Origin of the sequence: Kineococcus haloalkalitolerans (assembly GCF_050871905.1) — a bacterium.
GTDB lineage: Bacteria > Actinomycetota > Actinomycetes > Actinomycetales > Kineococcaceae > Kineococcus.
Map to the genome: position 1 here is coordinate 22,032 of NZ_JBJLSH010000038.1, position 23,284 is coordinate 45,315.

A 23,284-nucleotide genomic window follows, 5' to 3' on the forward strand; every position below is an offset into this window, starting at 1 on the left:
GCGACACCCGGCAGCCCCGCGGAGGGGGCCGGGGCGCGGGACCCGCGTCCGACACCCCTGGGAGACACCGTGCCTCGCCACCGCTCCACCACCACCGTCCCCGACCTGACCGGGAAGACCGCCGTCGTCACCGGAGCCAGCGACGGGGTCGGCCTGGCCCTGGCCGCCCGCCTCGCCGCGGCCGGCGCCGAGCTCGTCCTGCCCGTGCGCAACCCCCGCAAGGGCGAGGCCGCGGTCACCGAGGTCCGCCGGCGCGTCCCCGGCGCGCGGGTCTCGCTGCGCGAGCTGGACCTGTCCTCGCTCGCCTCGGTCGCCGCGCTCGGCGCGACGCTGCGCGAGGAGGGCCGCCCGGTCCACCTGCTGATCAACAACGCGGGCGTGATGACCCCGCCGGACCGGCAGTCCACCGCCGACGGGTTCGAGCTGCAGTTCGGCACCAACCACCTGGGCCACTTCGCGCTGGTGGCGCACCTGCTGCCGCTGCTGAGCGCCGGGCGGGCCCGCGTCACCTCGCAGATCAGCATCGCCGCGCGTTCCGGGAGCATCAACTGGGACGACCCGAACTGGCGGCGCTCGTACCACGGCCAGCGCGCCTACAGCCACTCCAAGATCGCGTTCGGGCTGTTCGGCCTGGAGCTGGAGCGGCGCTCGCGGGCGGCCGGGTGGGGCATCACCAGCGACCTGTCCCACCCCGGTGTGGCCCCCACGAACCTGCTCGCCGCGCGCCCGGAGGTCGGGCGCGCGCGGGAGACCGGCGGCCGGCGCCTCATCGGGCTCATGTCCCGGGCGGGCCTGGCCGGCACCGTCGAGACGGCGCTGCTGCCCGCCCTGTTCGCGGCGACCTCCCCCGACGCCCGCCCCGGGCGCCTGTACGGGCCCAGCGGCCCCGGGCACATCAGCGGCCCCCCGGCTGAGCAGGAGCTGTACCGGCCGCTGCGCAGCACCGAGGACGCCGCACGGATCTGGGGCGTGTCCGAGGACCTCACCGGGGTCTCGTTCCCGGCGGTCGGCGCGGTCGCGAAGGGGTCGGCGCCCGCTCCGCCGTCGAACTGATCGGGTCTTGGGGGCAGACTGCGCGGTGCCGAGTCCGCCGGAGGGAGCTGCGCACCGTGGTCGACGTCCCCGACGCAGTGGTCCCCCTGTACCTGCGCCTGCGCCGGGCCAACCGGCCCTTCGCCACCGTCGAGGGGGCGCGGCAGCGGCTGCGGGAGGCGACCGTGCGACCCCGGCCCTACGGTCCCCCGCGGCGGCTGCGCCGCGACGTGCGCGTGGAGGTCACCGACGACCGGCACTGGCCGGTGTACACGCTCACCCCGGCCACCGGAGCCGCACCCGCCGGGAGCGTCGTCTACGTCCACGGCGGGGGGTGGGTGAACGAGATCTCCCCGCAGCACTGGAAGCTGGCGGCCGACGTCGCCGCCGGGGCGGGCACGACGGTCACCGTCCCGATCTACCCGCTGCTGCCCCGCGGCAGCGCCGCGCCGGTGGGCGAGCGGATCGTGGACCTGGTGCGCCGCAACGTCGACACCCACGGGTCGACGTGCCTGGCGGGTGATTCCGCCGGCGGGCAGATCGCCCTGTCCGCGGCGCTGCGGCTGCGCGACGCGGGGACCGTCCTGCCCCTGACCGTGCTGATCGCCCCGGCGCTGGACCTGACGTGGAGCAATCCGCGGATCCCGCAGGTGCAGCCGACGGACCCGTGGCTGGGACGGCCCGGGGGACGGTTCTTCGCGGACGCCTGGCGCGGAGAGCTGCCCCTCACCGACCCGGCCGTCAGCCCGCTGTTCGGGGACCTCACCGGCCTGGGGCCGTTGAGCGTGTTCAGCGGGACCCGCGACATCCTCAACCCCGACGCGCACCTGCTGGTCGAGAAGGCCCGCGGCAGCGGCGTCCGGGTCGCCTTCCACGAAGCGGTCGGGCAGGTCCACGTCCACCCGCTGGTCCCCACCCGGACGGGTCGCACGGCCGCGCGGACGGTGGTGCAGGAGCTGCGGACCGCCTGCCGGGGGTAGCGGTGGCACGGCGGGAGGCCCGTCGGGTGAGCCTCCACCGTCCGGTCGGTCGGCCCCGCGGCCGGTCAGACCGGCGTGATCCACCTCGCCTCGTCCAGCGACCACCAGCTGCCCGGCGGCCGGTCAGCCGTGGCTGTCAGCGGGTCGCGGACCGGGGCGACGGGGGAGGTGCCGACGTCAGCCACGGACGACCTCCCGCTGCGCGCGGTGGGCCGCGAGCGCGACCCGGGTGTCCTCCGCGACGAGGTCGGCGTTGAGGGCCGCCCCGGCCATCAGGCCGGCCGCTGCCGAGGCCACGACCTGGGCCATGGGGTTGGCGACGTTGCCCGCCACCCACACCCCCGGCACCGCGGTCGCCCCGGTGGGGTCGGCGGCCACGTGGGTGGCGACGACGAGGTCGCCCACCTCCATCTCGGTGACCGCCAGTCCCAGGTCGGTGAGGAGGTCCGCGTTGGCCGCGAAGAACGGGGCGACGACCAGGACCTGCAGCGGGACCGTCTCCCCGGAGGCCAGCCGCACCCCGCGCAACCGGTCGTCGACGACGTCGAGGTCGACCACCTCCCCGTCGACGACGTCGATGCCGCGGGCGGCCAGCACCTCGGACTGCTCGGCGCTGAGCGCAGGACCGGTGTGGGTGAACAGCGTCACCGAGTCGCTGAGCTGGCGGAACAGCTGCGCCTGGTGCATCCCGCCGGCGGGCCCGGCCAGCACCCCGATCGCCCGGTCGCGCACCTCCCAGCCGTGGCAGTAGGGGCAGTGCAGGACGTCGCGGCCCCACCGCTCGGCCAGGCCCGGGACCGCCGGCAGCTGGTCGGTCAGCCCCGTGGTGATGAGCAGCCGTCGGGCGCGGACGGTCGGGCCGTCCTGCACGTGGACGTCGAAACCCCGGCCGGCGTCGGGAGCGTCACCGTCTCCCGGCGGACCGGCGGGGCCGGCGAAGACCACCCGCCCGTCCAGCACGTGCGCCCCGTACCCGACGGCTTCCGCGCGGCCGTCGGCCAGCAGGTCCGCCGGCACGACCCCCTCGCGCCCGAGGTAGTTGTGGGCGTGCCCCGCGGTCGCGTTGCGGGGCTCACCGGCGTCCACGACCAGGACGCTGCGCCGGGACCGGGCCAGGGCCACGGCCGCGCTCAACCCCGCGGGTCCACCTCCCACGACCACCACGTCGTACTCCCGGCCGACCTGCTGACCGTCGACCCGCTGCCCGTCGAACTGCCCCGCCATCGCCTGTACCTCCGTCCCGGCTCGGCCGCCGCGCGGCCGTCACCGTCGACACTGCGCGAGCGCTCCCGCTCGTGACGAGGAGAGTTGCGGGTTCGGCAAGCCGGCCCGGTCCCCGACGTGCGCGTGACGTCGCCCGCTCCTGCCGGCCGGGTCCTACCGTGACCCTGTGATCACCGTCGGCGTGGACCTCGCGACCCAGCCGGCCCGCACGGGGCTGGCCGTCGTCGAGTGGTCGCCGGGCCGGGCGCGGGTCGCGCACCTCGCGCTGGGCGCCACCGACGCCGACGTCGTGGCGGCCGCGGGCGCGCCCGCCGACAAGGTGGGGATCGACTGCCCGCTGGGCTGGCCGGACGAGTTCACCGCGTTCGTCGCCGCGCACACCGCCGGGCGCCTGGCGCAGCACGTGGACACCGGTCCGGGTGCGGACGGCGAGGAGCTGCGCCGGCGGGTGGCGTACCGGCACACCGACCGGGTGCTGCGCCGCGCCGGGTACGTGCCGCTGAGCGTGTCCACGGACCGCATCGGCCTGACGGCGGTGCGGGCCGCGGTGCTGCTGGAGCGGCTGGCCGCGGCCGGGGTGCCCGTGGACCGCTCGGGCACGGGCGTGGTCGCCGAGGTGTACCCGGCGGCGTCCCTGCACCGGTGGGGCCTGGCGCACCGCGGTTACAAGGGCCGCGAGGGTGCGTCCGCCCGCGCCGCGCTGGTGGCGGGGCTGCTGGCGCGGACGCCGTGGCTGGACGTCGGCGCCCACCGGGCGCTGTGCGAGGCCTCGGACGACGCCCTGGACGCGCTCGTCGCGGCGCTGGCCGCGCGGGCGGCGGCGCTGGGGCGCTGCGCGTCCCCCGCTCCCGGCGAGGTGGAGCGGGCGCGCCGCGAGGGGTGGATCGTGCTGCCGGAGGGACAGGTCGGGGACCTGGTCGACCCGGCGTGAGGTCAGCCCTCCGGGACGGGGGCCGGCTCGCCCTCCGGCGCGGGCGGCGCCTCGGGCGGCGCGGGGGTCCCCGTCGGCGACGGCGTGGCCGTCGGGCTGGGGCGCACGGTGGCGGGGTCGGGACCGCAGACGATGCGGTTCTGCGGGTTGTACCGCGTCGTCCACGTCTCCCGCTCCTCCGGGCCGCCGCCGACGGGCGTCATCACGCGGGTGACGTCGATGGTGAAACCCGGGTTCGCCGACTGCGGGGAGCAGTCCGAGCTGGTGTCGTAGATGGTGCGCGGCTGGGTGGCGGCGTAGCGGCCGGAGGACTCCGCCCGCACCTGGCGGAACCTCGTCCCGTACATCGAGACGGTGACCTCGCCGTCCGCGACGTACGCCTGCACGTAGACGCCGTTGCCGGAGTCGTTGCGGAACCGGTTGTCGATGCTGCGCCAGTCGATCGTCGCCTCGCGCCCGGCCGGGTAGCGGGAGATGTAGAAGGAGTGCGGCCGGTGCTCGATCTCGTCGAGACCGGCGAAGAACACCGCGTTGAACAGGGTGGTCGACAGCTGGGAGATCCCGCCGCCGTAGTCCTCCACGAGCCGGCCGCCGGAGATGACGCCGGCGCGGTTGTAGCCGCGCTCGGGGGTGCGCTCGCCGACCACGTCGTTCATGGAGAACTCCTCGCCGGGGCGCAGCAGGGTGCCGTCGATCGCGGCCGCGGCGATCCGGATGTTCTCGGTGCGGTCGCGGTTGGACGTGAGCGTCGTGGAGAACGTGGAGATCCGCTCCACGACGTTCAGCTGCTGCAGCTGCTCGGTGGTCAGCGCGGGCACCGCGGGCCGCAGGTCCACCTCGGCGCGCCGGGAGGGTTCCGGCGCCGGGCCGGGGTCCGCGGTCGCCGTGCCGGTCGCCGTCGGCGTCGCGGTACCGGTCGCCGTCGCGGTGGGGACGGTCAGCGCGGCGGTGACGGCACCGGCGAGGTCCTCGGGGGCGAGGTCGCTGCCCTCCACGGACGGCACGACGCGCGGCACCTCGCCGTCGACCTCGATGCGGGCGTCCTGCGCGGGCACCTCGAAACCCGGGTCGGCGGCCAGCACGGCGGCCTGCAGCGCTTCGCCGTCGGCGACCAGCTCGGGGGTCCCGTCCACGGGCCGCACGGCCAGCGCAGGGGCGAACACCGCCGGGGCCAGGACGACGTCGCGCCCGCCGCCGGCGACGACGAGGTCCCCGGCGACGGCGGGGCGGGCGATCTCCTCGGCGGCGGCCTCGATCGCGGCGGCGTCGGCGCTGGGGCGCTCGACGTCGGCGGTCAGCTCGACGGGGCCGTCGGCGGGCCAGGCGGCGGCGACGGTGTCGGCGGCGGCCGCGACGTCCAGGGACCGGCCCTCGGCGGGGGCCTCGACGACCGGCTCGACGCGCGCGGGCGCGTCGCCCTCGGCGGGGGTGACGGCGAAGACGACGGCGCCCTCGGCGGCGGGCGCGTCGACGTCCTCGGCGACGGCGCGCAGGGCGTCGGTGAGGGCGTCGCGGTCGACGTCGACGACGGGGCGCTGCTCGCCGCCGCCGGCGAGGTGGCGCCACAGGTCGCGCGGGTCCCAGGCGGGGGCGGTGAGGGTGCCGGCGGTGGCGTCGACGTCGACGGCCAGACCGGCGGCCGCGGGGTCGAGGCCGGTGTCCAGGGCGGCCCCGGCGCCGGTGACGCGCAGGGGCAGCGGACGGCCCCGCACCTCACCGGCGGGGCCGGCGAGGGCGTCTGCGGCGGCGGCGCGGTCCAGGCCGCCGAGGTCGGCGCCCAGCACGGTCGTCCCGCGCGGGACGGTGCCGCCCAGGGCGAGGGCGGCGGCCACGTACCCGCCGCCGACGGCGGCGACGGCGCCCGCCACGACCCACGTGCGGGGACGGCGGACGGCGCGGCCGACGGCCGTGCGCGCACCCCGCTCCCCCGCGGTCCCGTTCTGCGTGGTGCGACGGTCCTGCTCCGCCGGGCGGTCGCCCCGGTTGCTCACTGCGTGTCCCCCCATCGGCCCGCACGGCCGGACGCTCCGCGCAGGTGGCACCACCCTACGGAGCGGCTGAGGGTGCTGCGGCGGGAACGGCGGCCCCGGCGGGTGGTGTGGTGCGGTTCACCCCGGCCATCCTGCGATGCGGACCGTATTCGATACGTTCTGCATCGAGCAGGGGTTACGGTGCTGCCGTGACTGAACCACCCGGGCTCACGGCCCGCCGGGCCCGGACCCGCCAGCGCCTGCTGGACGCCGCCCTCGCCGTCGTCGCCGACGCCGGCCTGGCCCGCACCAGCGTCGAGGCCGTCTGCGAGCGCGCCGGCTACACGCGCGGCGCCTTCTACTCCAACTTCGCCACCCTCGACGAGGTCGTCTCCGCGCTCTTCGCCCAGCAGGCCGACGCCCTCCTGACCGAGGTCGGCGCCCGCCTGGCCGAGCCCGCCGGCGAGGACGCCGCGGACCCCGCGGACCTGGCCGCGCTCGTCGCCCGCGTCCTGGACGTCCTGCCGCGCGAGCGCACCTGGCAGCTCGTGCGCACCGAGTTCACGGCCCAGGCCCTGCGCGACCCCGCCGCCGCGGCGGCCCTGGCGGCGCACCGCGCGGCGCTGCAGGCGCGCCTGGCGGTCCTCCTCGCCGCGGGCGCCCGGCGGGCCGGCCGGCGCCTGGGCGTCCCCGCTCCCGAGGCCGCCCAGGCCGTCGTCGCCGTCCACGACGGCTTCAGCACCCCCGCCCTGCTCGCCGGGCCGGAGGACGCCGCGACCGTGCGGCGCCTGGAGGCCGACGCGCTCACCGGGGTGCTGCTGGCCCTGAGCGTCCCGCTGGACGAGTCCGCGGGGACCGGCGCGTGAGCGGCCGTCACCTCGCGGGCGCCTCCCCCGCCCCGCCCGAGGACGCGCCGGACGGCTCTCCGGCCGGCCCCCCGGACGACTCTCCGAGCGGCGGGGCGGACGGCGGGGCGGTGCCGACGGCCGTGCGCGGGCGCGGGCTGGCGCTGCGCGGCGGCCGCCCGGCCACCGGCTTCGAGGGCGTGGACGTGGAGGCGCCCGCCGGCGCGCTCGTCGTCGTCCGCGGCGGCACCGGCAGCGGCAAGACGGCCCTGCTGCTGGCGCTCGCCGGGCGCCTGCGCCTGGACGCCGGCCGCCTGGACGTCCTGGGCCACTCCCTGCCCGGCGGGGCGAGCGCGGTGCGCCGGGCCGTGGCGCTGGGCGGGGTGCGGGGGGTCGACGACCTCGACGACGTCCTCACGGTCGGCCAGCACGTGGCCGAGCGGCTCGTCCTGCACCAGCCGTGGTGGCGGCCGTGGGCCACCCGCGCCGCTGTCGAGGACCGGCTGGCGCACCTGCGCGGCCTGCTCGGCGAGCAGGCGCCCGCCCTGGACGCGGACGCGCTCGTCGGCGACCTGCCGCCGCTGGACCGCGCGCTGCTCGCCGCGGGCCTCGGCCTGCTGGGGCGCCCGGAGGCCCTGGCCGTCGACGACGTCGACGCCCTGCGGCGCGCGGCGGACCGCCGCCGGGCGTGGGCGGCGCTGGCCGCGCTGCGCACCGCCACCGGGCGGCCCCTGACGGTCCTGGCCACCTGCACCGACAGCACCGACCTGCCCGCCGACACCCCCGGCCCCGTGGTGGTCGTGGACCTGGAGGACCCCCGATGAGCCCGCGCCGCCCGCGCCCGACGACCCTGCCCGGCCTGGAGCTGGCCCGCTTCGGGCGCGCCACGATCACCCGGCTGGCGCTGTTCGTGGTCGTCGTCGTGCCGCTGCTGTACGGCGGCCTGTACCTGAGCGCCAACCACGACCCGGTCGCGAACCTGGACCGGCTGCGCGCGGCCGTCGTCGACGAGGACGTGCCCGCCACCGCCACCGGGCCCGACGGGGCGACCACGCCGGTGCGGGCCGGCGCCGACCTCGTCGAGCAGCTGACCGGACCGGACGCCGACGCCGGGTTCACCTGGGAGGCCACCACCGCCGAGCGGGCCCGGGAGGGTCTGGCCGACGGCGACTACGCGGCCGTCCTCACCGTCCCGCAGGACTTCTCCGCCGCCCTGGCCTCCACGACGGGCGACGCGCCCCGCAGCGCGCGGCTGACCGTCACCACCGACGACGCCGTCAACCACGTCGTCAGCCAGGTCACCGACACGGTGGCGGCGAGCGTGCGCACGGGCCTGCAGCGCACGGCCACGGCCGGCCACCTCGACGGCGTCTACCTGGCCTTCAGCGACGTCCACGACTCCCTGGACCGGGCCGCCGACGGCGCCGACGAGCTCACCGACGGCGCCGCGCGCACCGACGACGGCGCCCGGGAGCTGCTCGTCGGCCTGGGCGACCTCGACCGCGGCGCCGCCCGGCTCGTCGACGGCACGGGCGCGCTGCGGACCGGGTCGCGGGAGCTGGCCGGCGGCACCGCGGCCCTGGCCGACGGGGCGGCCGCCGCGGACGCCGGCGCCCGCGACCTCACCACCGGCCTCGGCGCGCTGCGCGGGGGCACCGCCGCGCTGCCCGGGCGGACCGCCGAGCTGGCCGCCGGCTCGCGGCAGGTCGCCGACGGCGCCGCCCGCCTCGCGCAGGCGGTCGACGGCCTGGACACCGGCGCGCTGGACGCCGTCGCCGGCGCGGGCGCCGACCTGGGCCCCGCCCTGGACGACGCGCTGGAGCGGGCCCGCGCGGTCGCGGCCGCCTCCGGCGACCCGCAGCTGCAGGAGGCCGTGGAGCAGCTGGCGCGGGCGCGCGCCGGCCTGGACGACGAGCGCGTGGCGGCCGCCGTGGCCGACGCGGCGGCGCGGGCCCGCCAGCTGGCCGCGGACGTCGACGCGCTGGCCGCCGGGGCCGACGCCGTCGCGGCCGGCAACCGGGCGCTGGCCGACGCCGCGCCCGCGCTGGCCGCGGGCGCCGCCGCCGCGGCCGGCGGCGCCGAGGAGCTGGCCGGCGGCACGTCGTCCCTGGCGGCCGGGGCGCGCTCCGCCGCGGCGGGTGCGGGCGAGCTGGCCTCCGGCGCCGCCGCGGTCGACGACGGCGCGCGCTCCCTGCTGGGCGGGACGGGGGCGGCCGCCACGGGCGCCGGGGCGCTGGCCGACGGCACGGGCCGGCTGACCGACGGCGCCGGCGAGCTGGCGGGGAGCCTGCGCGAGGGTGCCGGGCAGGTGCCGGCCCTGAGCGCGGCCCAGCGCGAGCAGCGGGCGGGCGTGGTGGCCGATCCCGTCCAGGCGCAGCGGGTGGTCGAGAACCCGGTGGCGCACTACGCCGACGGCCTGGCGCCGCTGTTCGTGCCGGTCGCCCTGTGGGTGGGCGGGATGGTCACGTACATGGTGCTGCGGGCGCTGTCGCCGCGGGCGCTGGCCTCGACGGTCTCGCCGCTGCGGGCGGCGCTGGCGGGGTGGGCGCCCGGCGCGCTGCTGGCCGTGGCGCAGGGCCTCGTGCTGGGCGTGGTCCTGCTGACGGCGGTGGGCGTCTCCTCGCCGCGACCGGCGGCCACGCTGGCGTTCACGGTCCTGGTGGCGGTGGTGTTCACGGCGCTGCACCAGTGCCTGGTGGCGCTGTTCGGCGGCGCGGGCCGGCTGGGGGCGCTCGTGCTGCTGGTGCTCCAGCTGACCTCCACGGGCGGCACCTACCCCGTGCAGACGGCGCCGGCGTTCTTCCAGGCGCTGCACCCGCTGCTGCCGATGACGTACGCGGCCGACGGCCTGCGGCACCTGGTGGTGGGCGGGTCCGCGGCGGCGGTGTGGTCGTCGGCGGCCGTGCTCGCCGGGTTCGGGCTGCTGGGCCTGGCGGTCAGCGTCCTGGCCGCCCACCGGCGCCGCACCTGGTCCCCCGCGCGCCTGCACCCGGCCCTGACCCTCTGACCCCTCGCTCCCGCCCACTCCCTCTGCCACCGACGCCCCCACCCCGCCGTGATCTTGCAGGGATCACCAGCAAGATCACGGCGGGAGGAGGGGCGGAGGGTGCGGAGGAGTGCCGGTCAGCCGTCGGCGGGGTGCAGCTGCTTGGCGAAGCAGACGTGGCCGCGGTCGTCGCCGTCGACGGCGACGAAGACCTCGTCGCACCAGCGGCGCACCGCGGCGGCGTCCTCGAACGGGCCGGCGGCGAAGGTGTTCCAGTAGGCCTCGCCGCGCGGGTCGCGCAGCTCCTCGCGCAGGTCGGTGCTGCGCAGCACGAAGACCTCGCCGCTGGCGACGCCGGCGGCGAGGTCCTGCACCTGGGCGAGGATGTCGGTGGCGTAGAAGGTGTTGCTGCCGTTGGCGGCCGTCTGCTCGGGATCGGTCAGGCCGACGCTCTTGGCCGACAGCTGCGCCACCCACTGCCCCTCGGGGGCGTGCCGGCGCAGGCCGTCGGTGCGCAGCGCCTCCAGCCCGGCGAGGGCGTCGGCGTCGGTGGTGACGCGGGGCGCCGGTGCGGGCGACGGTCCAGCCCCGTCGGCGGGCGGTCCGGTCAGGGCCTGGGCGGCGTGGACGCCGAGCAGGCCGGTGAGGACGACGGCGAGCACCGCGGACGTGCGCCGCAGCGCCGCGAGGCCGCGGGGCGCCCGCGCGCGGGACGAGCGGGAGACCTCCAGCCGCGGCTCGGCGAGGTGTCCGCGCACCACCGGCCGCACCTCCTCGTCCCGTCCTGGCGTCCCGGTCCGGTCGTCGGACGCGCTCCCCACCACCACGGTTCCCGCAGAGCGACGACCCATTGACAGGGTGTCACGACGGGAACGTCGCGGCGGGCGCGTGCGCAGGGCCGTGCTCACGGCGCGACCGGACCGGGACGGGTGCTCATCCGGCGAAGACCTGCGTCCAGTAGGAGCCCGCGTGCCCGGGGGCCTCCGCGATGCCGACCTGGGTCAGGCGGCAGTCCAGGACGTTGCGGCGGTGCCCGTCGCTGGCCAGCCAGGCGTCGACGACCTGGTCGGCGGCGTACCCGAAGGCGACGTTCTCGGCGGTGCGGCGGGGGGAGACGCCCTGGGCGAGCAGGCGGGTGCGGGGGGTGCTGCCGTCCACGCCGGTGTGGGTCATGGCGCCCCGGGCGGCCATCTCGTCGGAGTGGCGCTCGGCGGCGGCGACGAGGGGGAGCGCCAGCTCCAGCGGCGCGCAGCCGACGGCGGCGCGGGCGGCGTTCGTCTCGTGCAGGACGTGCAGCGCCAGCGGGTCCGGCGGCGGCGGGGGCCCGACGGGCACGGCGACGGCGGGGGCGGCCGCGGCGGTGGCCAGCGCGAGGCCGGCGAGGGTGGCGACGGGCAGGGAGGTCAGGCGCGCGGCGCGGCGCGGCCGCGCGGTGGTGCGGGGGGAGGGCCCGGGGGTCGGCATGGCGCGTACCCAACCAGCAGGGGCGCGGGCCGCGGCGAGGTTTGTGAGCTGAACCACACGTCACGTGAACGATAGGTTACGCGCAGTCACCGAGGCCTTCCAGGTGGGACGCGCGCCGGCGCCCCGCGGTTCCCCGCGGTCCCGCAGGTGCGCCTGCGGGACCGCGGAGGACCGGCCCGGGTCAGCCCTGGGAGCTGAAGGCCGCGTCGAAGGCGGCCGCCGGCGGCTGGATCAGCTCGCCGAGGCGACGCACGAACGCCAGCGCGTCGGGGGCGCCGCGCAGCCGGTCCACACCCGCGTCCTCCCACTCCACGCTCGTCGGGCCCTCGTAGCCGATGACGTTGAGCTGGCGGAAGATCGCCTCCCACGGCACGTCGCCGTGCCCGACGGAGACGAAGTCCCAGCCGCGGCGGGAGTCCGCCCACGCCAGGTGCGAGCCCAGCCGGCCGGCGCGGCCGTCGAGCTGCTTCTTGGAGTCCTTGCAGTGCACGTGGTAGATCCGGTCGGCGAAGTCGCGCAGGAACCCGACCGTGTCCAGGTCCTGCCACACGAAGTGGCTCGGGTCGAAGTTCAGCCCGAACGCCGGCCGGTGCCCGATCGCCTCCAGCGCCCGCTGCGTCGTCCAGTAGTCGTAGGCGATCTCGGACGGGTGGACCTCGTGGGCGAAGCGCACCCCGACCTCGTCGAAGACGTCGAGGATCGGGTTCCAGCGGTCGGCGAAGTCCTGGTACCCGGCGTCGACCATGGCGGCCGGCGTGGGGGGGAACATCGCGACGGTGTGCCAGATCGAGGACCCGGTGAAACCGGTGACCGTCTTGACGCCCAGCTTGGCGGCCGTGCGCGCGGTGTCCTTGACGTACTCGGCGGCGCGCTGGCGCACGCCCTCCGGGTCGCCGTCGCCCCACACGGCGGACGAGACGATGTCCTTGTGGCGCTCGTCGATGAGGTCGCAGACGGCCTGGCCGGACAGGTGCGCGGAGATCGTCCACACCTTGAGCCCGTACTTGTCCAGCACCGCCTTCTTCTCGGCGATGTAGTCGTCGTCGCGGGCGCCGCGCGAGGAGTCCAGGTGGTCGCCCCAGGTGGCGATCTCCAGGCCGTCGAACCCCCACTCGGAGGCGAGGCGGCACACCTCCTCGAACGGCAGGTCGGCCCACTGGCCGGTGAACAGGGTGACGGGACGAGGCATCGGGGCCCTCCTCAGATCGTCGTGTAGGCGGAGTCGTTCTCGGCGCTGCGCTGCACCGCGTCCAGGACCTTCTGGACCTGCAGGCCGTCGGCGAACGACGGGCTCGGGTCGCGCTCGTCGGCGATCGCGCCCAGGAACTCCTGCAGCTCGTGCACGAACGGGTGGTCGTAGCCCAGGCCGTGCCCGGCCGGCCACCAGTTCGACACGCCCGGGTGGTCCGGCTCGGTCGCCAGGATCCGCCGGAAGCCGTTCTCGGCGTCCGGCAGGGTGCCGTCGAAGAACTGCAGCTCGTTCATCGACTCGAAGTCGAACGCGACGCTGCCCTTCGAGCCGTTGACCTCCAGGCGCATGGCGTTCTTGCGGCCCAGCGCCATGCGGGTGGCCTCGAACGTCATGAGGGCGCCACCGTCGCCGCGGCCGAAGAACACGGCGGCGTCGTCGACGGTGACCTCGCCCAGCTCGGTGCCGGCCTCGGCACCCAGCCCGGTGTTCGACCCGGTGCGCTGCGCCTCCACCGGCCGCTGCTTGACGAAGGTCTCGGTGGCGCCGGAGACGCCCGTGAGCAGCTGGCCGGTGACGAACTGCGCCGCGTCGATGATGTGCGAGCCGATGTCGCCGAGCGCGCCGGCGCCGGAGCGGTCCTTCTGCAGGCGCCAGGTCAGCGGGAAGGACTCGTCGACGATCCAGTCCTGCAGGTACAGGGCGCGCACCTGGCGGACGGTGCCGAGGCGGCCGTCGGCGACGAGCTGGCGGGCCAGCCCGAGGGCGGGGACCTTGCGGTAGTTGAACGCCACCATGCTGCGCACGCCGCGCGCGGAGGCCGCCTGCGCGGCCGCGGTCATGCGCTCGGCGCCGGCGACGTCCTTGGCCAGGGGCTTCTCGCACAGGACGTGCTTGCCGGCCTCCAGGGCCGCCACCGAGATCTCCTCGTGGCTGTCGCCGGGGGTGAGGACGTCGATGACGTGGACGTCGTCGCGCTCGATGAGCGTGCGCCAGTCGTCGGTGGACTCCTCCCAGCCGAACTGCTGCGCGGCGGCGGCGGCCCGGCCGGCGTCCCGGCCGGCGAGGGCGACCCGGCGGGTGCGGAAGCGCGGCGTGCCGACGTGGTCGACGGTCCGCCAGGCGTGCGAGTGGACGGCTCCCATGAAGGAGTGGCCGATGACGGCCACGCCGAGCTCGGGAAGGGACGTGTCGGGCAACTCAGACCTCCTCGTCGATCGTGCGGGCATCCTGCCACCCGGGCCCGCCCGGCGGGGCGACGGGCTGGACCGGTTCACCTCACCGCCACCCGGGCCCGCTCCCCCGCCCACCACCCCGTCCACCCCCTCCGTCGCACCCCCCGCCGTGATCTTGCGGGGACTACCAGCAAGATCACGGCGGGGAGGGGGGCGGTCAGCGGGGCCGCGGTCCGGGACGGGCTGGCCGGGTCAGGTGCGGGGCGTGAGGGCGCCGCGCACCGACGTCCACGACGCCAGCTGCGCGCGCACGTCCTCGCGCTCCTCCTCGGCCAGCGCCCGGGCGTAGGCGCGCTCCAGGACGTCGTCGACGAGCACGCGCGCGCCGCTCGTGGCCGACTCGACCGCGGCCTCGACCATCACCAGGCTCAGGACGTTCTCGTGGACCTCGCCGGTGGGCACCGGCCCGCCGCGCAGCGCGGCGGTGAACGCCTCCAGGGCCCCGGCGATGCCCTCCCCGACCGCCGGCACCGCCGGCGGGTCCACGGGCGGCTCGGTCTCCAGCACCGGGTCGGTGTCGCCGTCCCACAGGGCGCTGCCGCGCTCGCCGGACAACCGCCACGCGCCGTTCCAGGACGTCTCGCGCCCGGGGCTGCACCAGCTGCCGGTGTAGGTGTAGCGCACCCCGCCGGTCATCTCGAACACGGCCGCGGCACCCGCGTCCCCGCGGTACCAGCTCCACGGCGGGTTGAACTCCTCGCAGTACACCGAGACCGGCTCGGCGCCCAGGACGAAGCGGGCGGTGTCGAACGGGTGGATCGCCATGTCCAGCAGCAGCGGGTGGTCCATGTCCTCGCGGAACCCGCCGAAGTGCGGGGCCTTGAAGAACTCCGTCGTCAGGACGCCGAGCCGGCCCAGGGCGCGCGCCTGCTCGCGCAGGGCGTGCACGTGCGGGTTCCAGCGGCGCGACTGGCTGGTGACGAACAGCTCGCCGCTGACCTCGCTGGCCGCCACCAGGGACAGCCCGCGGGCGACGGTGTCGGCGACGGGCTTCTCCCCCAGGACCGGCAGCCCCGCGAACAGCGCGGCCGTGGTGACGGGGTGGTGCGCGCGCGGGACGGTCACGTTGACGACCGCCTCGGCGCCGGTGGCGCGGGCCAGCTCGACGGCGTCGCGGCCGAGCGGGACGTCCGGCACCCCGGCGGAGGCGGCGGCCTTCTCGGCGACCTCCAGGTCCAGGTCGACGATCCCGGCCAGCTCGGCGCTCGGGGAGGCCAGGAGGGTCGACAGCCACGCCTTGCCCATCCCGCCGGCGCCGACGAGGACGACCCGGACGGGGCCGTCGGGGCTGCCGGTCACCGGCCCGCCTCCTGCGCCTCGGCGCTCAGCGCGCCCTGGTAGCCGTGGCCGTTGTAGAAGTCCTCGGTGTCGTAGCGCAGCAGGGTCGGCAGCGTCCGCTCGGGGCGCACCGTGACGGCCCACTCGACGGCGTTGGAGATGACCTTGCGCACGCCGGCGTGGAAGTACGTCGGGTACTCCTGGTCGCCGGGGCGGAAGTAGAAGACCTTGCCGAAGCCGCGGCGCCACGTGCAGCCGGAGCGGAAGACCTCCCCGCCGGAGAAGGAGGAGATGAACACGAGCTCGTCGGGGGTGGGGATGTCGAAGAACTCCCCGTACATCTCGTCCTCCTCGATGACCATCGGGTGGGGGACGCCCTGCGCGATGGGGTGGGTGGGGTCGACGGTCCACACCAGCTCGCGGTCGTGCTCGGCGCGCCAGCGCAGCGTGCACGTGGTGCCCATGAGCTTGGTGAACAGCTTGGACCAGTGCCCGGAGTGCAGGACGATCAGCCCCATCCCCTCCAGGACGTGCCGGTGCACGCGCTCGACGACCTCGTCGGAGACCTCGCCGTGGGCGGCGTGGCCCCACCAGGTGAGGACGTCCGTCTCGCGCAGCACCTCCTCGCTCAGGCCGTGCTCGGGGTCGTCGAGGGTGGCGGTGCGCACGACGACGCGGTCGCCGAGGTTCTCCTCCACGCCCTGGGCGACGGCGCCGTGCATGCCGTCGGGGTAGCGCTGCGCCACCTCGGGCTCGAGCTGCTCGTGGCGGTTCTCGCCCCAGACGGTGACGCGGATCGGGCCGGTGGCGGCCATGGGAGCTCCCTGGGTGGTCACTTGACGGCCCCGCCGGTGACGCCGGCGGCGACGTACCGCTGGGCGACGACGAGCAGGGCGATGGCGGGCAGCGACGACAGGATGGCCGTCGCCATGATCGGCGACCAGTCGCTGACGAAGGTGCCGATGTAGTTGTAGAGGCTGAGCGTGATGGGCCGCACCTCGGGCGTGGTGGTCAGCGTGAGGGCGAAGAGGAAGTCGCCCCACGCGAAGAGGAACGTGAACAGCCCCGCGGTGATGAGCGCGTTGCGGCTCATCGGCAGCACGACGGACACGAACGCGCGCACGGGCCCGGCGCCGTCGACGAGCGCGGCCTCGATGACCGAGCGCGGGATGCCGCCCATGAACGCGCGCATCACGATGATCGAGAACGGGATGCCGAGCGCGGCGTCGGCCAGCACCAGCCCGCCCACGGTGTTGAGCAGGCCCAGGTCGCTGTAGGCGCTGTAGAGGGCGTTGGCGACGACGATGCCCGGCACCATCTGGGTGATGAGGATCGCGAACAGCAGGGGCGTGGCCCACCGGACGCGGAACTGCGCCAGCGCGTAGGCGGCCGGGGTGGCGACCAGCAGGCTGACGACGACGGCCCCCAGCCCGACCGCGAGGCTGGTGAGCAGGTTGCGCCGCTGCTCGCTGATCGCGGTGGCGTAGCCGTCGAGGGTCAGGTCGAACGGCAGCCACGGCGTGGCGACGGCGTTGCTGGACGGCTGCAGGGACACGTTGAGCATCCAGTACAGCGGGAACAGCATGAACGCCAGGATCAGCAGGCCGACGACGACGTGCCCCGGCTTGCGCGGTGCGCGGGCGCGGGCCGGCGCGGGCCGGCCGGTGCTCCGGGCGGGGGTCAGGGTGCTCACGGCGCTCCTCACTCGTCCACGGCGCGCCGGTTGAAGCGCAGGTAGACGACGGCGAAGACGAGGGACAGCAGGACGAGGACGTTGCCCAGCGCGGCACCGCCACCGAAGTCGAACTGGCGGAAGGAGGTGTCGTAGGACAGCGTCGAGATGAGCTGCGTGGAGTTGGCCGGCCCGCCGTTGGTGAGGCCGAGGATGACGTCGAGGACCTTCAGCGTGTAGACGACGCCGAGGACGAGGACGACGGTCACCACGGGCCGCAGCATCGGCCAGGTGATGTGGCGGAACGCCCGCCAGCCGGTGGCGCCGTCCAGCTGCCCGGCCTCGTACAGCTCCTCGGGGATCTCCTGCAGACCGCCGTACAGGATCGTCATGTTGAACGGGATGCCCAGCCAGATGTTGACGCCGATGACGGCGACCAGGGCCAGCGAGGTGCTGGTGAGCCACTGGGGGCCGGACTCGACGAACGGCAGGGCCTCCAGCACCCGGTTCAGGACGCCGTTGTCGGCGTCGAGGATCCAGCGCCACACCGCCGAGCCGGCGATCATCGGGATGAGCCAGGGCAGCAGGATCAGCGAGCGCATCACCCCGGACAGCGGGAAGCGCCGCTGGAAGAACAGCGCGATCGCCAGGCCGAGGACGAACTGCCCCGCGATGGACCCGAGGGTGAACAGCACCGTGTTGAGCAGGGCCCGGTCGAACACCGGCGAGGTGACGACGTTGACGTAGTTGTCGAAGCCGACGAACGGCGCCTCGCCGGTGAAGAACGTCCGGGTCGTGTACTCCTGGAAGCTCATCACGACGTTCTTGACGACCGGGTAGCCGAAGAACAGCAGCAGGTAGAGGGCGGCAGGCACCAGGAACAGCGCCTCGACCAGGCGCTGGCCGCGCCGGGTGGAGCGTCCCGGCCGGCCGCGCCGGCCACCACCCGGGCGGGTGGCGGCCGGGGCGGTGGTCGCGGGGGTCCCGCCGCGCACGAGGGCGTCAGCCATCCTGCGCCTGCCGCAGGGCGTCCTCGGGCGTCATGCCGCCGACGAGCGCGTTCTGCACCGCCGTGTAGATCTTCGTGGCGGCGTCCGGCCACTGCTCGCCCAGCTGCCCGGTGCGGGCGCGCAGGTCGGGCACCTGCTCGGCGAAGCTCTCCAGCGCGGGCACCTGGGCCACGGCCTCGTCGGTCAGCTCCGGCTTGGTCGGCACGGTGTTGGTGCCCACGGACGCGGCGACCACGTTCTCGTCGGAGTTCAGGCACTGCACGAACTCGGCGGCGGTCGCCATCTTCTCCTCGTCCCCGGTCTGCGGGACGGTCCACGCCTCGCCGCCGAACGGCGCGACGACGCTGCCGCCGGCCTCGGGGACGGGGATCGGGACGACGCCGTAGCGCAGGTCGGGGGCCTCGGCGAGCGAGCCGAAGTTCCAGGGGCCGTTGACCATCATGGCGGCGTTGCCGGCCTTGAACTGGTCGTTGACGTCGCCCTGGCCCCAGGTGACCACCGACTGCGAGGCGGAGCCGGACTGCACGAGGTCCACCCACAGCTGCAGCGCCTCGGCGGTCTCGGACGTGGCGATGTCCGCCTCGTCGCCGCCGTTGGACCACATGAACGGCAGGAACTGCCAGGTGCCCTCGTAGCTGTTGGTCGCCGAGAACGCGACGCCGTAGCGGTCGCCCTCGGTGAGCGCGGCCGCGGTCGTCCTCAGCTCCTCCCAGGTGGTGGGCGGGGTGAGCCCGGCCTCCTCGAAGACCTGCTCGTTGTAGAAGAGCGCGAGGGTGTTGGTCACCGGCTGCAGGGCGTACAGCTCGCCCTCGTGGGTCGCGGCGTCGACGACGCCCTCGGCGTACCCCTCGGTGTCGATGCCGAAGTCCGCGAGCGGGGCCAGGGCGCCGGAGGCGGCGATCTGCTGGATGTCGGGGTTGTCGAGCATGAGGACGTCGGGCAGCGTCCGCGAGGAGCTGGCCTGCAGCACGCGCTGGATGAGGCCCTCGCCCGGCACGGACTCGCGCTCGATGGTGACGCCGACCTCGGTGGCGCAGCCGTCGAGGACGCCCTGCCAGACGGACTTGTTGGGTTCGTCGTTGTAGTAGTCCAGCACCCGCAGGGTGCCCGGGTCCCCCGCGGCGGCGCTGCCGCCGCCGGAGTCGCCGCCGCACGCGCCCAGGGCCAGCGGGAGCGCCAGGGCGAAGGCCAGTCCGGCGCGCACGGTTCCTCGTCGAGCCATGTCGTTCCTCTCGTCGGCCCACGGCGTCGTGGGCGGTCGGGTCGAGCTCTGCACCGTCGATACGCATCGACGATGCGGGCGGGTCGGCCCCTCCCGGGAGCGGGCGGGGTCAGGGTCGGGGTCGGACGGAGTCCCGCCGGGTCACCTCGGCGGGGAACAGCTCCACGCCCGGCGGCGCACCGGCACCGTCGAGCAGGCGGAACAGGCGGGTCACGGCGCGCCGGGACACGTCGCGGGGGTGGGTGGAGCAGCCCGTGACCGCCACGGCCTGCGCCTGCGCCTCGGCCGCCGTCGAGAGCGCCACCAGGCTCAGGTCGGTCCCGGGGCGCAGCCCGCGGCGGGCCAGCGCCCCGACCGCCTCCGGCAGGGCGGTGGTGACCACGAACGCCGGCGGGGCTCCGCGGCCCGCCAGCACGTCCTCCAGCAGGGGGTCCAGGACGCGGTCGGCGGGCACCGGCGCCCACTCCAGGGCGACGCCGTGGCGCTGCGCCGAGCGCCGCGCGCCGCGCTCGAAGCGCGGCACGTAGTTGATGTCCCGGCTGGTCGTGTCGTCGCCCCACGCCAGGACCACCACGTCGCGCTCGCCCGCGGCGGCCAGCTCGCCGACCAGCAGGTCGGCGGCGGACTCGAAGTCGAAGTCGTTGCAGTGCAGTCCTTGTGCGTCATCGGGGACACCGATGAACAGCACCGGGACGCCCAGGTCGCGGGCGACCGCGACGCGGTCGTCGTCGGTGCGCACCTCCATGACGACCACGGCGTCGCACAGCCGCCGGCCCGCCACGCGCCGCAGCCCGGCGATGCCCTCGTCGGCCGTCACGAGCAGCACGTCGTGGTCGTGCGCGCGGGCGACCAGGGCGATCTCCTCGACGAAGGACATCAGCCCGTGCGCGCTCAGCGGCGTGGCGAACGGCACGACCACGGCGATGACGCTGGTGCGCTGCCCGGCCAGCGCGCGCGCCCCGGCGTGCGGTTCGTAGGTCAGCTGGGCGATGGCGTCCTCGACGAGCTTGCGGGTCTTGGCCGAGATCGGCCGCTTGCCGCTCATGACGTAGGAGACGGTGCTCTGCGAGACGCCGGCGATCCGTGCGACGTCCTTGCTGGTCGGGCCCGAGCTGCCGGGACTGGTGGTGCGCGGCACGTCGCCCTCCCCTCGTCACCGGTGACGTCTGGCTCCCCGCCGCTCGCTCGCGGCCCGTTGGCCGTCGATGCGCATCGACGTTGTGTGCCGCGACTGTAGGCGGGCGGCCCGCCCGGAGACAACCCCCTGCGGCGCTCGGGTCACCGGATCGGCTCAAGTCCTCCCGATCACGCACCGAGGTGCGAGAGGTTCGGCCCGTCACCCTCGGGTACACAGGGGTGACGACCGCACGCACCGCCCGCACCACCGCACCGGGAGACGCATGTCCGAGCACGCGAGCACGCCGACGGCACGGTCGCGGCGCCGGGCCGCCCCGCTCCTCGCGGGCGCGGGTGCGCTGGTCCTGCTCGTCGCCACCGCGCCGGCCGCCGCGGGCGCGAGCGCGGACACCGCTCCCGTCGTCGTGGACGTCATGCGCGTCGTCGACGGCCGGCCGCAGGTGACCTCCACGGTCGTCGCGGGCGAGGGGAGCGCCGAGCGCCTCGTCGCGCGCCTGGAGGCCGACCCCGCGGTCGCGGCCGCCGACGTGCAGACCACCTACCGGCTGGACGCCGCCGACCCGCTGCTGCCGCGCGCCACCCACCTGGACGACGTGCGCGCCCCGCAGGCGTGGGCGACCACCACCGGCCGCGGCGTCGTCGTGGCCGTCGTCGACTCCGGCGTGGACCCCACCCAGCCCGACCTCGCCGGCCGGGTCCTGCCGCAGGCCGACTTCGCGCGCGGTGGCGACAGCGGCTCGCACGGCACGTGGGTCGCCACCGTCCTGGCCGGCGCGCTCGGCAACGGCGTCGGCGCGGCCGGGGTGGCCCCCGACGTCACCGTGCTGCCGGTGCGGGTGTGCGAGGTGGACGTGTGCGCCTCCGCTCCGCTGGCGCGGGGGATCGTCCACGCCGCCGACGCCGGCGCGAGCGTCGTCAACCTCTCCCTCGGCGGTGGCGCGCCCAACGACGTCGTCCGCCAGGCCGTCGCCTACGCCCTCGGCAAGGGCGCCGTGGTCGTCGCGGCCGCCGGCAACACCGGCGACAGGGGCAACGTCGTCTCCTACCCGGCCTCCTACCCCGGTGTCGTCTCGGTGTCCGCGGGCACCGAGCAGGCCGCGGCGCCGTGGGCGCAGCACAACGAGTTCGTCGACCTGTCCGCGCCCGGCACCGGCATCGTCGCCGGCGGCCCCGCCTCCGCCCGGCACGCCTACAGCGCCGTCACCGGGACGTCGTTCTCCGCGCCGATGATCTCCGCGGCCGCCGCGCTGGCCCGCTCGGTCGCCCCGGCCGCCGGCCCGGCGACCGTCGAGCAGTGGCTGCGCACCAGCGCCCGGCCCGCGCCGTCCTGGCCCGCCGGGTACGGCACGGGCGTCCTGGACGTGGCCGGCACGGTGTCGGCGGCGCGCGCGTGGGCGGCGGGCGCCTCGGTGACCTCGCGCTCGGACGGGACGGTCGCCTACGCGCGCAGCGGGTCCACGACCGTGCTGCGCGGGGCGATCCTGGAGCGCTACCGCGCCGCGGGCGGCCCCGCCTCGTCCCTGGGCTGGCCGGTGACCGGCGAGGTGCCCGTCGCGGGCGGGGCCTTCGCGGCCTTCGAGGGCGGGTCGGTGTACTGGTCGCCGGCCACGGGGGCGCAGGTCGTCAAGGGCGACGTGCGCGCCCGCTGGGCCTCGCTCGGCTGGGAGCGCTCGTGGCTGGGGTTCCCCGCCGGCGAGGAGGTCGCCGTCCGCGGCGGGGTCGTGCAGCGGTTCACCGGCGGACAGGTCTGGTGGTCGCCGGCCACGGGCGCGCAGGCCGTGCGCGGCGCGGTCCTCGACCGGTACGCCCGCAGCGGCGCCGAGACCGGCCCGCTGGGCTTCCCCACCACGTCGGAGGCGCCGCTGCGCGGCGGCGCGTTCTCGGTGTTCCAGGGCGGGTCGGTGTACTTCTCGCCCGCGACGGGCGCGCGCGTGGTCACCGGCCGCATCCGCGACGAGTGGGGCCGGCTCGGCTGGGAGACCGGCCGCCTGGGCTGGCCGCGCACCGAGGAGGTCCCCGTCCGCGGCGGCGTGCGCCAGGACTTCACCGGCGGCTCGGTCACGTACTCCTTCTCCACCGCCCGCACCACCGTCACCTACCGCTGACCCCTCCCCCACCACCGACCCCGCCGTGATCTTGCAGGGTTCCCCAGCAAGATCACGGAGGTCGTGGACGGGAGGCTGTGGACGGCGGAGGACGGTGCGGACTGTGGACGACGGCGCGGGACGGACCGCGGGCCGCGGCAGGGTCCCGGAGTGGCCGCTCCCCCCGACGTCCTCGCGTCCCCCGGCAGCGACGAGCTGCTGCGGTTCCGCCTCCTCGCCTCCGTCCTGCCGCGGGGCGCGGCCCTCGCCCGCCGCTCGGCGGCCGCCGTGCACGGCTTCCGCCTGGGGATGCCGCACGAGCGGGACGGCCCCCACCTCCTCGAGGTGGTCGTCCCCGCGGGGTCGACGCCGCTGCGCAGGGCCGGCGTCACCTGCTACGCCGCCGACCTCGGGCACGACGTCGTCGACGTTGCCGGGCTACCCGTGACCTCACCGCTGCGCACCGCCGTGGACGTCGCGCGGTTCTGCACCGACCCGGTGGCGCTGTCGACGCTCGACCTGGCGCTCCGCCTCGGCGCGGTGCGGCGCGAGGACGCGCACGCGGTGCTCGCCGACCTGCCCGGTCAGCGCGGTGTCCGGCGCGCGCGCCGCGTCGTTGACCTGGCCGACCCGGGCGCCGAGTCGCCCGGGGAGTCGTGGACGCGACTGCGCCTGGCCGACGCCGGTTTCCCGCGGCCCGAGCTGCAGGTCGAGGTGCCGTCCGGCGGTCCGGTCCCCTACCGGCTGGACTGCGGCTGGCGGGAGCGCCGCGTGGCCGTCGAGCACGACGGGCGCGAGCACCACGAGTCGCCCGCCGACCGCGCCCGTGACCTGCGCCGCCGGGCCCGGCTGCACGAGGAGGGGTGGACCGTCCTGGCCGTCGGGGCGGGCGAGGTGCTGGGCCGGTCGCTGCTGTTCGAGGCCGGCGTCGGGGAGCTGCTGGGCCTGGCGCCGCGACTGCTGTCCCGCCGCTGGTGACCCCTCCCCCGCCGTGATCTTGCTGGGAAACCCTGCAAGATCACGGC

The 23,284-nt window shown here is 76.4% G+C and carries 20 protein-coding genes; 8 read left to right on the forward strand and 12 right to left on the reverse strand.

What is annotated here, in order from left to right:
- Positions 1-69 precede the first annotated feature (69 nt).
- Positions 70-1,053, forward strand: a complete 984-nt coding sequence (locus tag ACRYMY_RS14710) for an SDR family oxidoreductase (protein WP_432547998.1) — start codon at positions 70-72, stop codon at positions 1,051-1,053.
- A 56-nt stretch (positions 1,054-1,109) separates the two neighbouring features.
- A complete protein-coding gene (locus ACRYMY_RS14715; protein ID WP_432547999.1) occupies positions 1,110-2,012 on the forward strand; it encodes an alpha/beta hydrolase fold domain-containing protein in 903 nt (300 codons plus the stop codon).
- A gap of 177 nt (positions 2,013-2,189) precedes the next feature.
- Here the strand turns inward: ACRYMY_RS14715 and ACRYMY_RS14720 are convergent, their stop codons facing one another.
- Positions 2,190-3,236 (reverse strand): NAD(P)/FAD-dependent oxidoreductase, encoded by a 1,047-nt coding sequence (locus ACRYMY_RS14720; RefSeq protein WP_432548000.1) that lies wholly within the window; start codon positions 3,234-3,236, stop codon positions 2,190-2,192.
- Positions 3,237-3,402: 166 nt separating this feature from the next.
- Here ACRYMY_RS14720 and ACRYMY_RS14725 point away from each other — a divergent pair, with 166 nt between their 5' ends.
- Positions 3,403-4,167: a DUF429 domain-containing protein gene (locus ACRYMY_RS14725; RefSeq protein WP_432548001.1), complete on the forward strand. Its 765-nt coding sequence runs from the start codon at positions 3,403-3,405 to the stop codon at positions 4,165-4,167.
- A 2-nt stretch (positions 4,168-4,169) separates the two neighbouring features.
- Here ACRYMY_RS14725 and ACRYMY_RS14730 read toward each other — a convergent pair whose 3' ends face one another.
- Positions 4,170-6,158: a VanW family protein gene (locus ACRYMY_RS14730; RefSeq protein WP_432548002.1), complete on the reverse strand. Its 1,989-nt coding sequence runs from the start codon at positions 6,156-6,158 to the stop codon at positions 4,170-4,172.
- A 188-nt stretch (positions 6,159-6,346) separates the two neighbouring features.
- On the opposite strand from ACRYMY_RS14730, the gene ACRYMY_RS14735 reads away from it, so the two are divergent.
- The 3 genes from ACRYMY_RS14735 to ACRYMY_RS14745 are packed head-to-tail and all read left to right on the forward strand — an operon-like array spanning position 6,347 to position 9,989.
- Positions 6,347-7,003: a TetR family transcriptional regulator gene (locus ACRYMY_RS14735; RefSeq protein WP_432548003.1), complete on the forward strand. Its 657-nt coding sequence runs from the start codon at positions 6,347-6,349 to the stop codon at positions 7,001-7,003.
- On the forward strand, positions 7,000-7,806 hold the full coding sequence (locus tag ACRYMY_RS14740; protein ID WP_432548004.1) for an ATP-binding cassette domain-containing protein: 807 nt from the start codon (positions 7,000-7,002) through the stop codon (positions 7,804-7,806). Before ACRYMY_RS14735 ends, ACRYMY_RS14740 begins: the two co-directional genes overlap by 4 nt.
- Positions 7,803-9,989 (forward strand): YhgE/Pip family protein, encoded by a 2,187-nt coding sequence (locus tag ACRYMY_RS14745; RefSeq protein WP_432548005.1) that lies wholly within the window; start codon positions 7,803-7,805, stop codon positions 9,987-9,989. Before ACRYMY_RS14740 ends, ACRYMY_RS14745 begins: the two co-directional genes overlap by 4 nt.
- A 116-nt stretch (positions 9,990-10,105) precedes the next feature.
- On the opposite strand, the gene ACRYMY_RS14750 is transcribed toward ACRYMY_RS14745, so the two are convergent.
- The 10 genes from ACRYMY_RS14750 to ACRYMY_RS14795 all read right to left on the reverse strand — a co-directional run bounded on the left by ACRYMY_RS14750 (position 10,106) and on the right by ACRYMY_RS14795 (position 20,176).
- Positions 10,106-10,729 carry a hypothetical protein gene (locus tag ACRYMY_RS14750; protein WP_432548006.1) on the reverse strand — a complete coding sequence of 208 codons (624 nt, stop codon included), beginning with the start codon at positions 10,727-10,729 and terminating at the stop codon, positions 10,106-10,108.
- Positions 10,730-10,901: 172 nt separating this feature from the next.
- Positions 10,902-11,432 (reverse strand): CAP domain-containing protein, encoded by a 531-nt coding sequence (locus tag ACRYMY_RS14755; protein WP_432548007.1) that lies wholly within the window; start codon positions 11,430-11,432, stop codon positions 10,902-10,904.
- Between the two features lie 181 nt (positions 11,433-11,613).
- The gene (locus ACRYMY_RS14760; RefSeq protein ID WP_432548008.1) at positions 11,614-12,621 is read right to left on the reverse strand and encodes a sugar phosphate isomerase/epimerase family protein; all 1,008 of its coding nucleotides are present in this window, start codon (positions 12,619-12,621) and stop codon (positions 11,614-11,616) included.
- Between the two features lie 11 nt (positions 12,622-12,632).
- Positions 12,633-13,850: a Gfo/Idh/MocA family protein gene (locus ACRYMY_RS14765; RefSeq protein ID WP_373694971.1), complete on the reverse strand. Its 1,218-nt coding sequence runs from the start codon at positions 13,848-13,850 to the stop codon at positions 12,633-12,635.
- A 198-nt stretch (positions 13,851-14,048) separates the two neighbouring features.
- Complete coding sequence (locus tag ACRYMY_RS14770) at positions 14,049-15,155, reverse strand: Gfo/Idh/MocA family protein (protein WP_432548009.1); 1,107 nt, start codon at positions 15,153-15,155, stop codon at positions 14,049-14,051.
- The gene (locus ACRYMY_RS14775; RefSeq protein ID WP_432548010.1) at positions 15,152-15,949 is read right to left on the reverse strand and encodes a ThuA domain-containing protein; all 798 of its coding nucleotides are present in this window, start codon (positions 15,947-15,949) and stop codon (positions 15,152-15,154) included. Before ACRYMY_RS14775 ends, ACRYMY_RS14770 begins: the two co-directional genes overlap by 4 nt.
- A gap of 17 nt (positions 15,950-15,966) precedes the next feature.
- On the reverse strand, positions 15,967-16,719 hold the full coding sequence (locus tag ACRYMY_RS14780) for a carbohydrate ABC transporter permease (RefSeq protein ID WP_432548018.1): 753 nt from the start codon (positions 16,717-16,719) through the stop codon (positions 15,967-15,969).
- Between the two features lie 116 nt (positions 16,720-16,835).
- A complete protein-coding gene (locus ACRYMY_RS14785; RefSeq protein ID WP_432548011.1) occupies positions 16,836-17,816 on the reverse strand; it encodes a carbohydrate ABC transporter permease in 981 nt (326 codons plus the stop codon).
- The gene (locus ACRYMY_RS14790) at positions 17,809-19,038 is read right to left on the reverse strand and encodes a sugar ABC transporter substrate-binding protein (protein WP_432548012.1); all 1,230 of its coding nucleotides are present in this window, start codon (positions 19,036-19,038) and stop codon (positions 17,809-17,811) included. Before ACRYMY_RS14790 ends, ACRYMY_RS14785 begins: the two co-directional genes overlap by 8 nt.
- Positions 19,039-19,147: 109 nt before the next feature.
- Positions 19,148-20,176, reverse strand: a complete 1,029-nt coding sequence (locus ACRYMY_RS14795; protein WP_432548013.1) for a LacI family DNA-binding transcriptional regulator — start codon at positions 20,174-20,176, stop codon at positions 19,148-19,150.
- 262 nt (positions 20,177-20,438) lie between these two features.
- Here ACRYMY_RS14795 and ACRYMY_RS14800 point away from each other — a divergent pair, with 262 nt between their 5' ends.
- Complete coding sequence (locus ACRYMY_RS14800; protein ID WP_432548014.1) at positions 20,439-22,280, forward strand: S8 family serine peptidase; 1,842 nt, start codon at positions 20,439-20,441, stop codon at positions 22,278-22,280.
- Positions 22,281-22,430: 150 nt separating this feature from the next.
- Positions 22,431-23,237: a DUF559 domain-containing protein gene (locus ACRYMY_RS14805; protein WP_432548015.1), complete on the forward strand. Its 807-nt coding sequence runs from the start codon at positions 22,431-22,433 to the stop codon at positions 23,235-23,237.
- Positions 23,238-23,284: the final 47 nt, after the last annotated feature.

What these genes read in the sequence shown, in the direction of transcription:
- ACRYMY_RS14720 (WP_432548000.1), bottom strand. Translation starts at nt 3,236, where the DNA reads ATGGCGGGGCAGTTCGACGGGCAGCGGGTCGACGGTCAGCAGGTCGGC.
- ACRYMY_RS14745 (WP_432548005.1), top strand. Translation starts at nt 7,803, where the DNA reads ATGAGCCCGCGCCGCCCGCGCCCGACGACCCTGCCCGGCCTGGAGCTG.
- ACRYMY_RS14755 (WP_432548007.1), bottom strand. Translation starts at nt 11,432, where the DNA reads ATGCCGACCCCCGGGCCCTCCCCCCGCACCACCGCGCGGCCGCGCCGC.
- ACRYMY_RS14760 (WP_432548008.1), bottom strand. Translation starts at nt 12,621, where the DNA reads ATGCCTCGTCCCGTCACCCTGTTCACCGGCCAGTGGGCCGACCTGCCG.
- ACRYMY_RS14765 (WP_373694971.1), bottom strand. Translation starts at nt 13,850, where the DNA reads ATGCCCGCACGATCGACGAGGAGGTCTGAGTTGCCCGACACGTCCCTT.
- ACRYMY_RS14775 (WP_432548010.1), bottom strand. Translation starts at nt 15,949, where the DNA reads ATGGCCGCCACCGGCCCGATCCGCGTCACCGTCTGGGGCGAGAACCGC.
- ACRYMY_RS14780 (WP_432548018.1), bottom strand. Translation starts at nt 16,719, where the DNA reads ATGCTGTTCCCGCTGTACTGGATGCTCAACGTGTCCCTGCAGCCGTCC.
- ACRYMY_RS14785 (WP_432548011.1), bottom strand. Translation starts at nt 17,816, where the DNA reads ATGGCTGACGCCCTCGTGCGCGGCGGGACCCCCGCGACCACCGCCCCG.
- ACRYMY_RS14790 (WP_432548012.1), bottom strand. Translation starts at nt 19,038, where the DNA reads ATGGCTCGACGAGGAACCGTGCGCGCCGGACTGGCCTTCGCCCTGGCG.
- ACRYMY_RS14800 (WP_432548014.1), top strand. Translation starts at nt 20,439, where the DNA reads ATGTCCGAGCACGCGAGCACGCCGACGGCACGGTCGCGGCGCCGGGCC.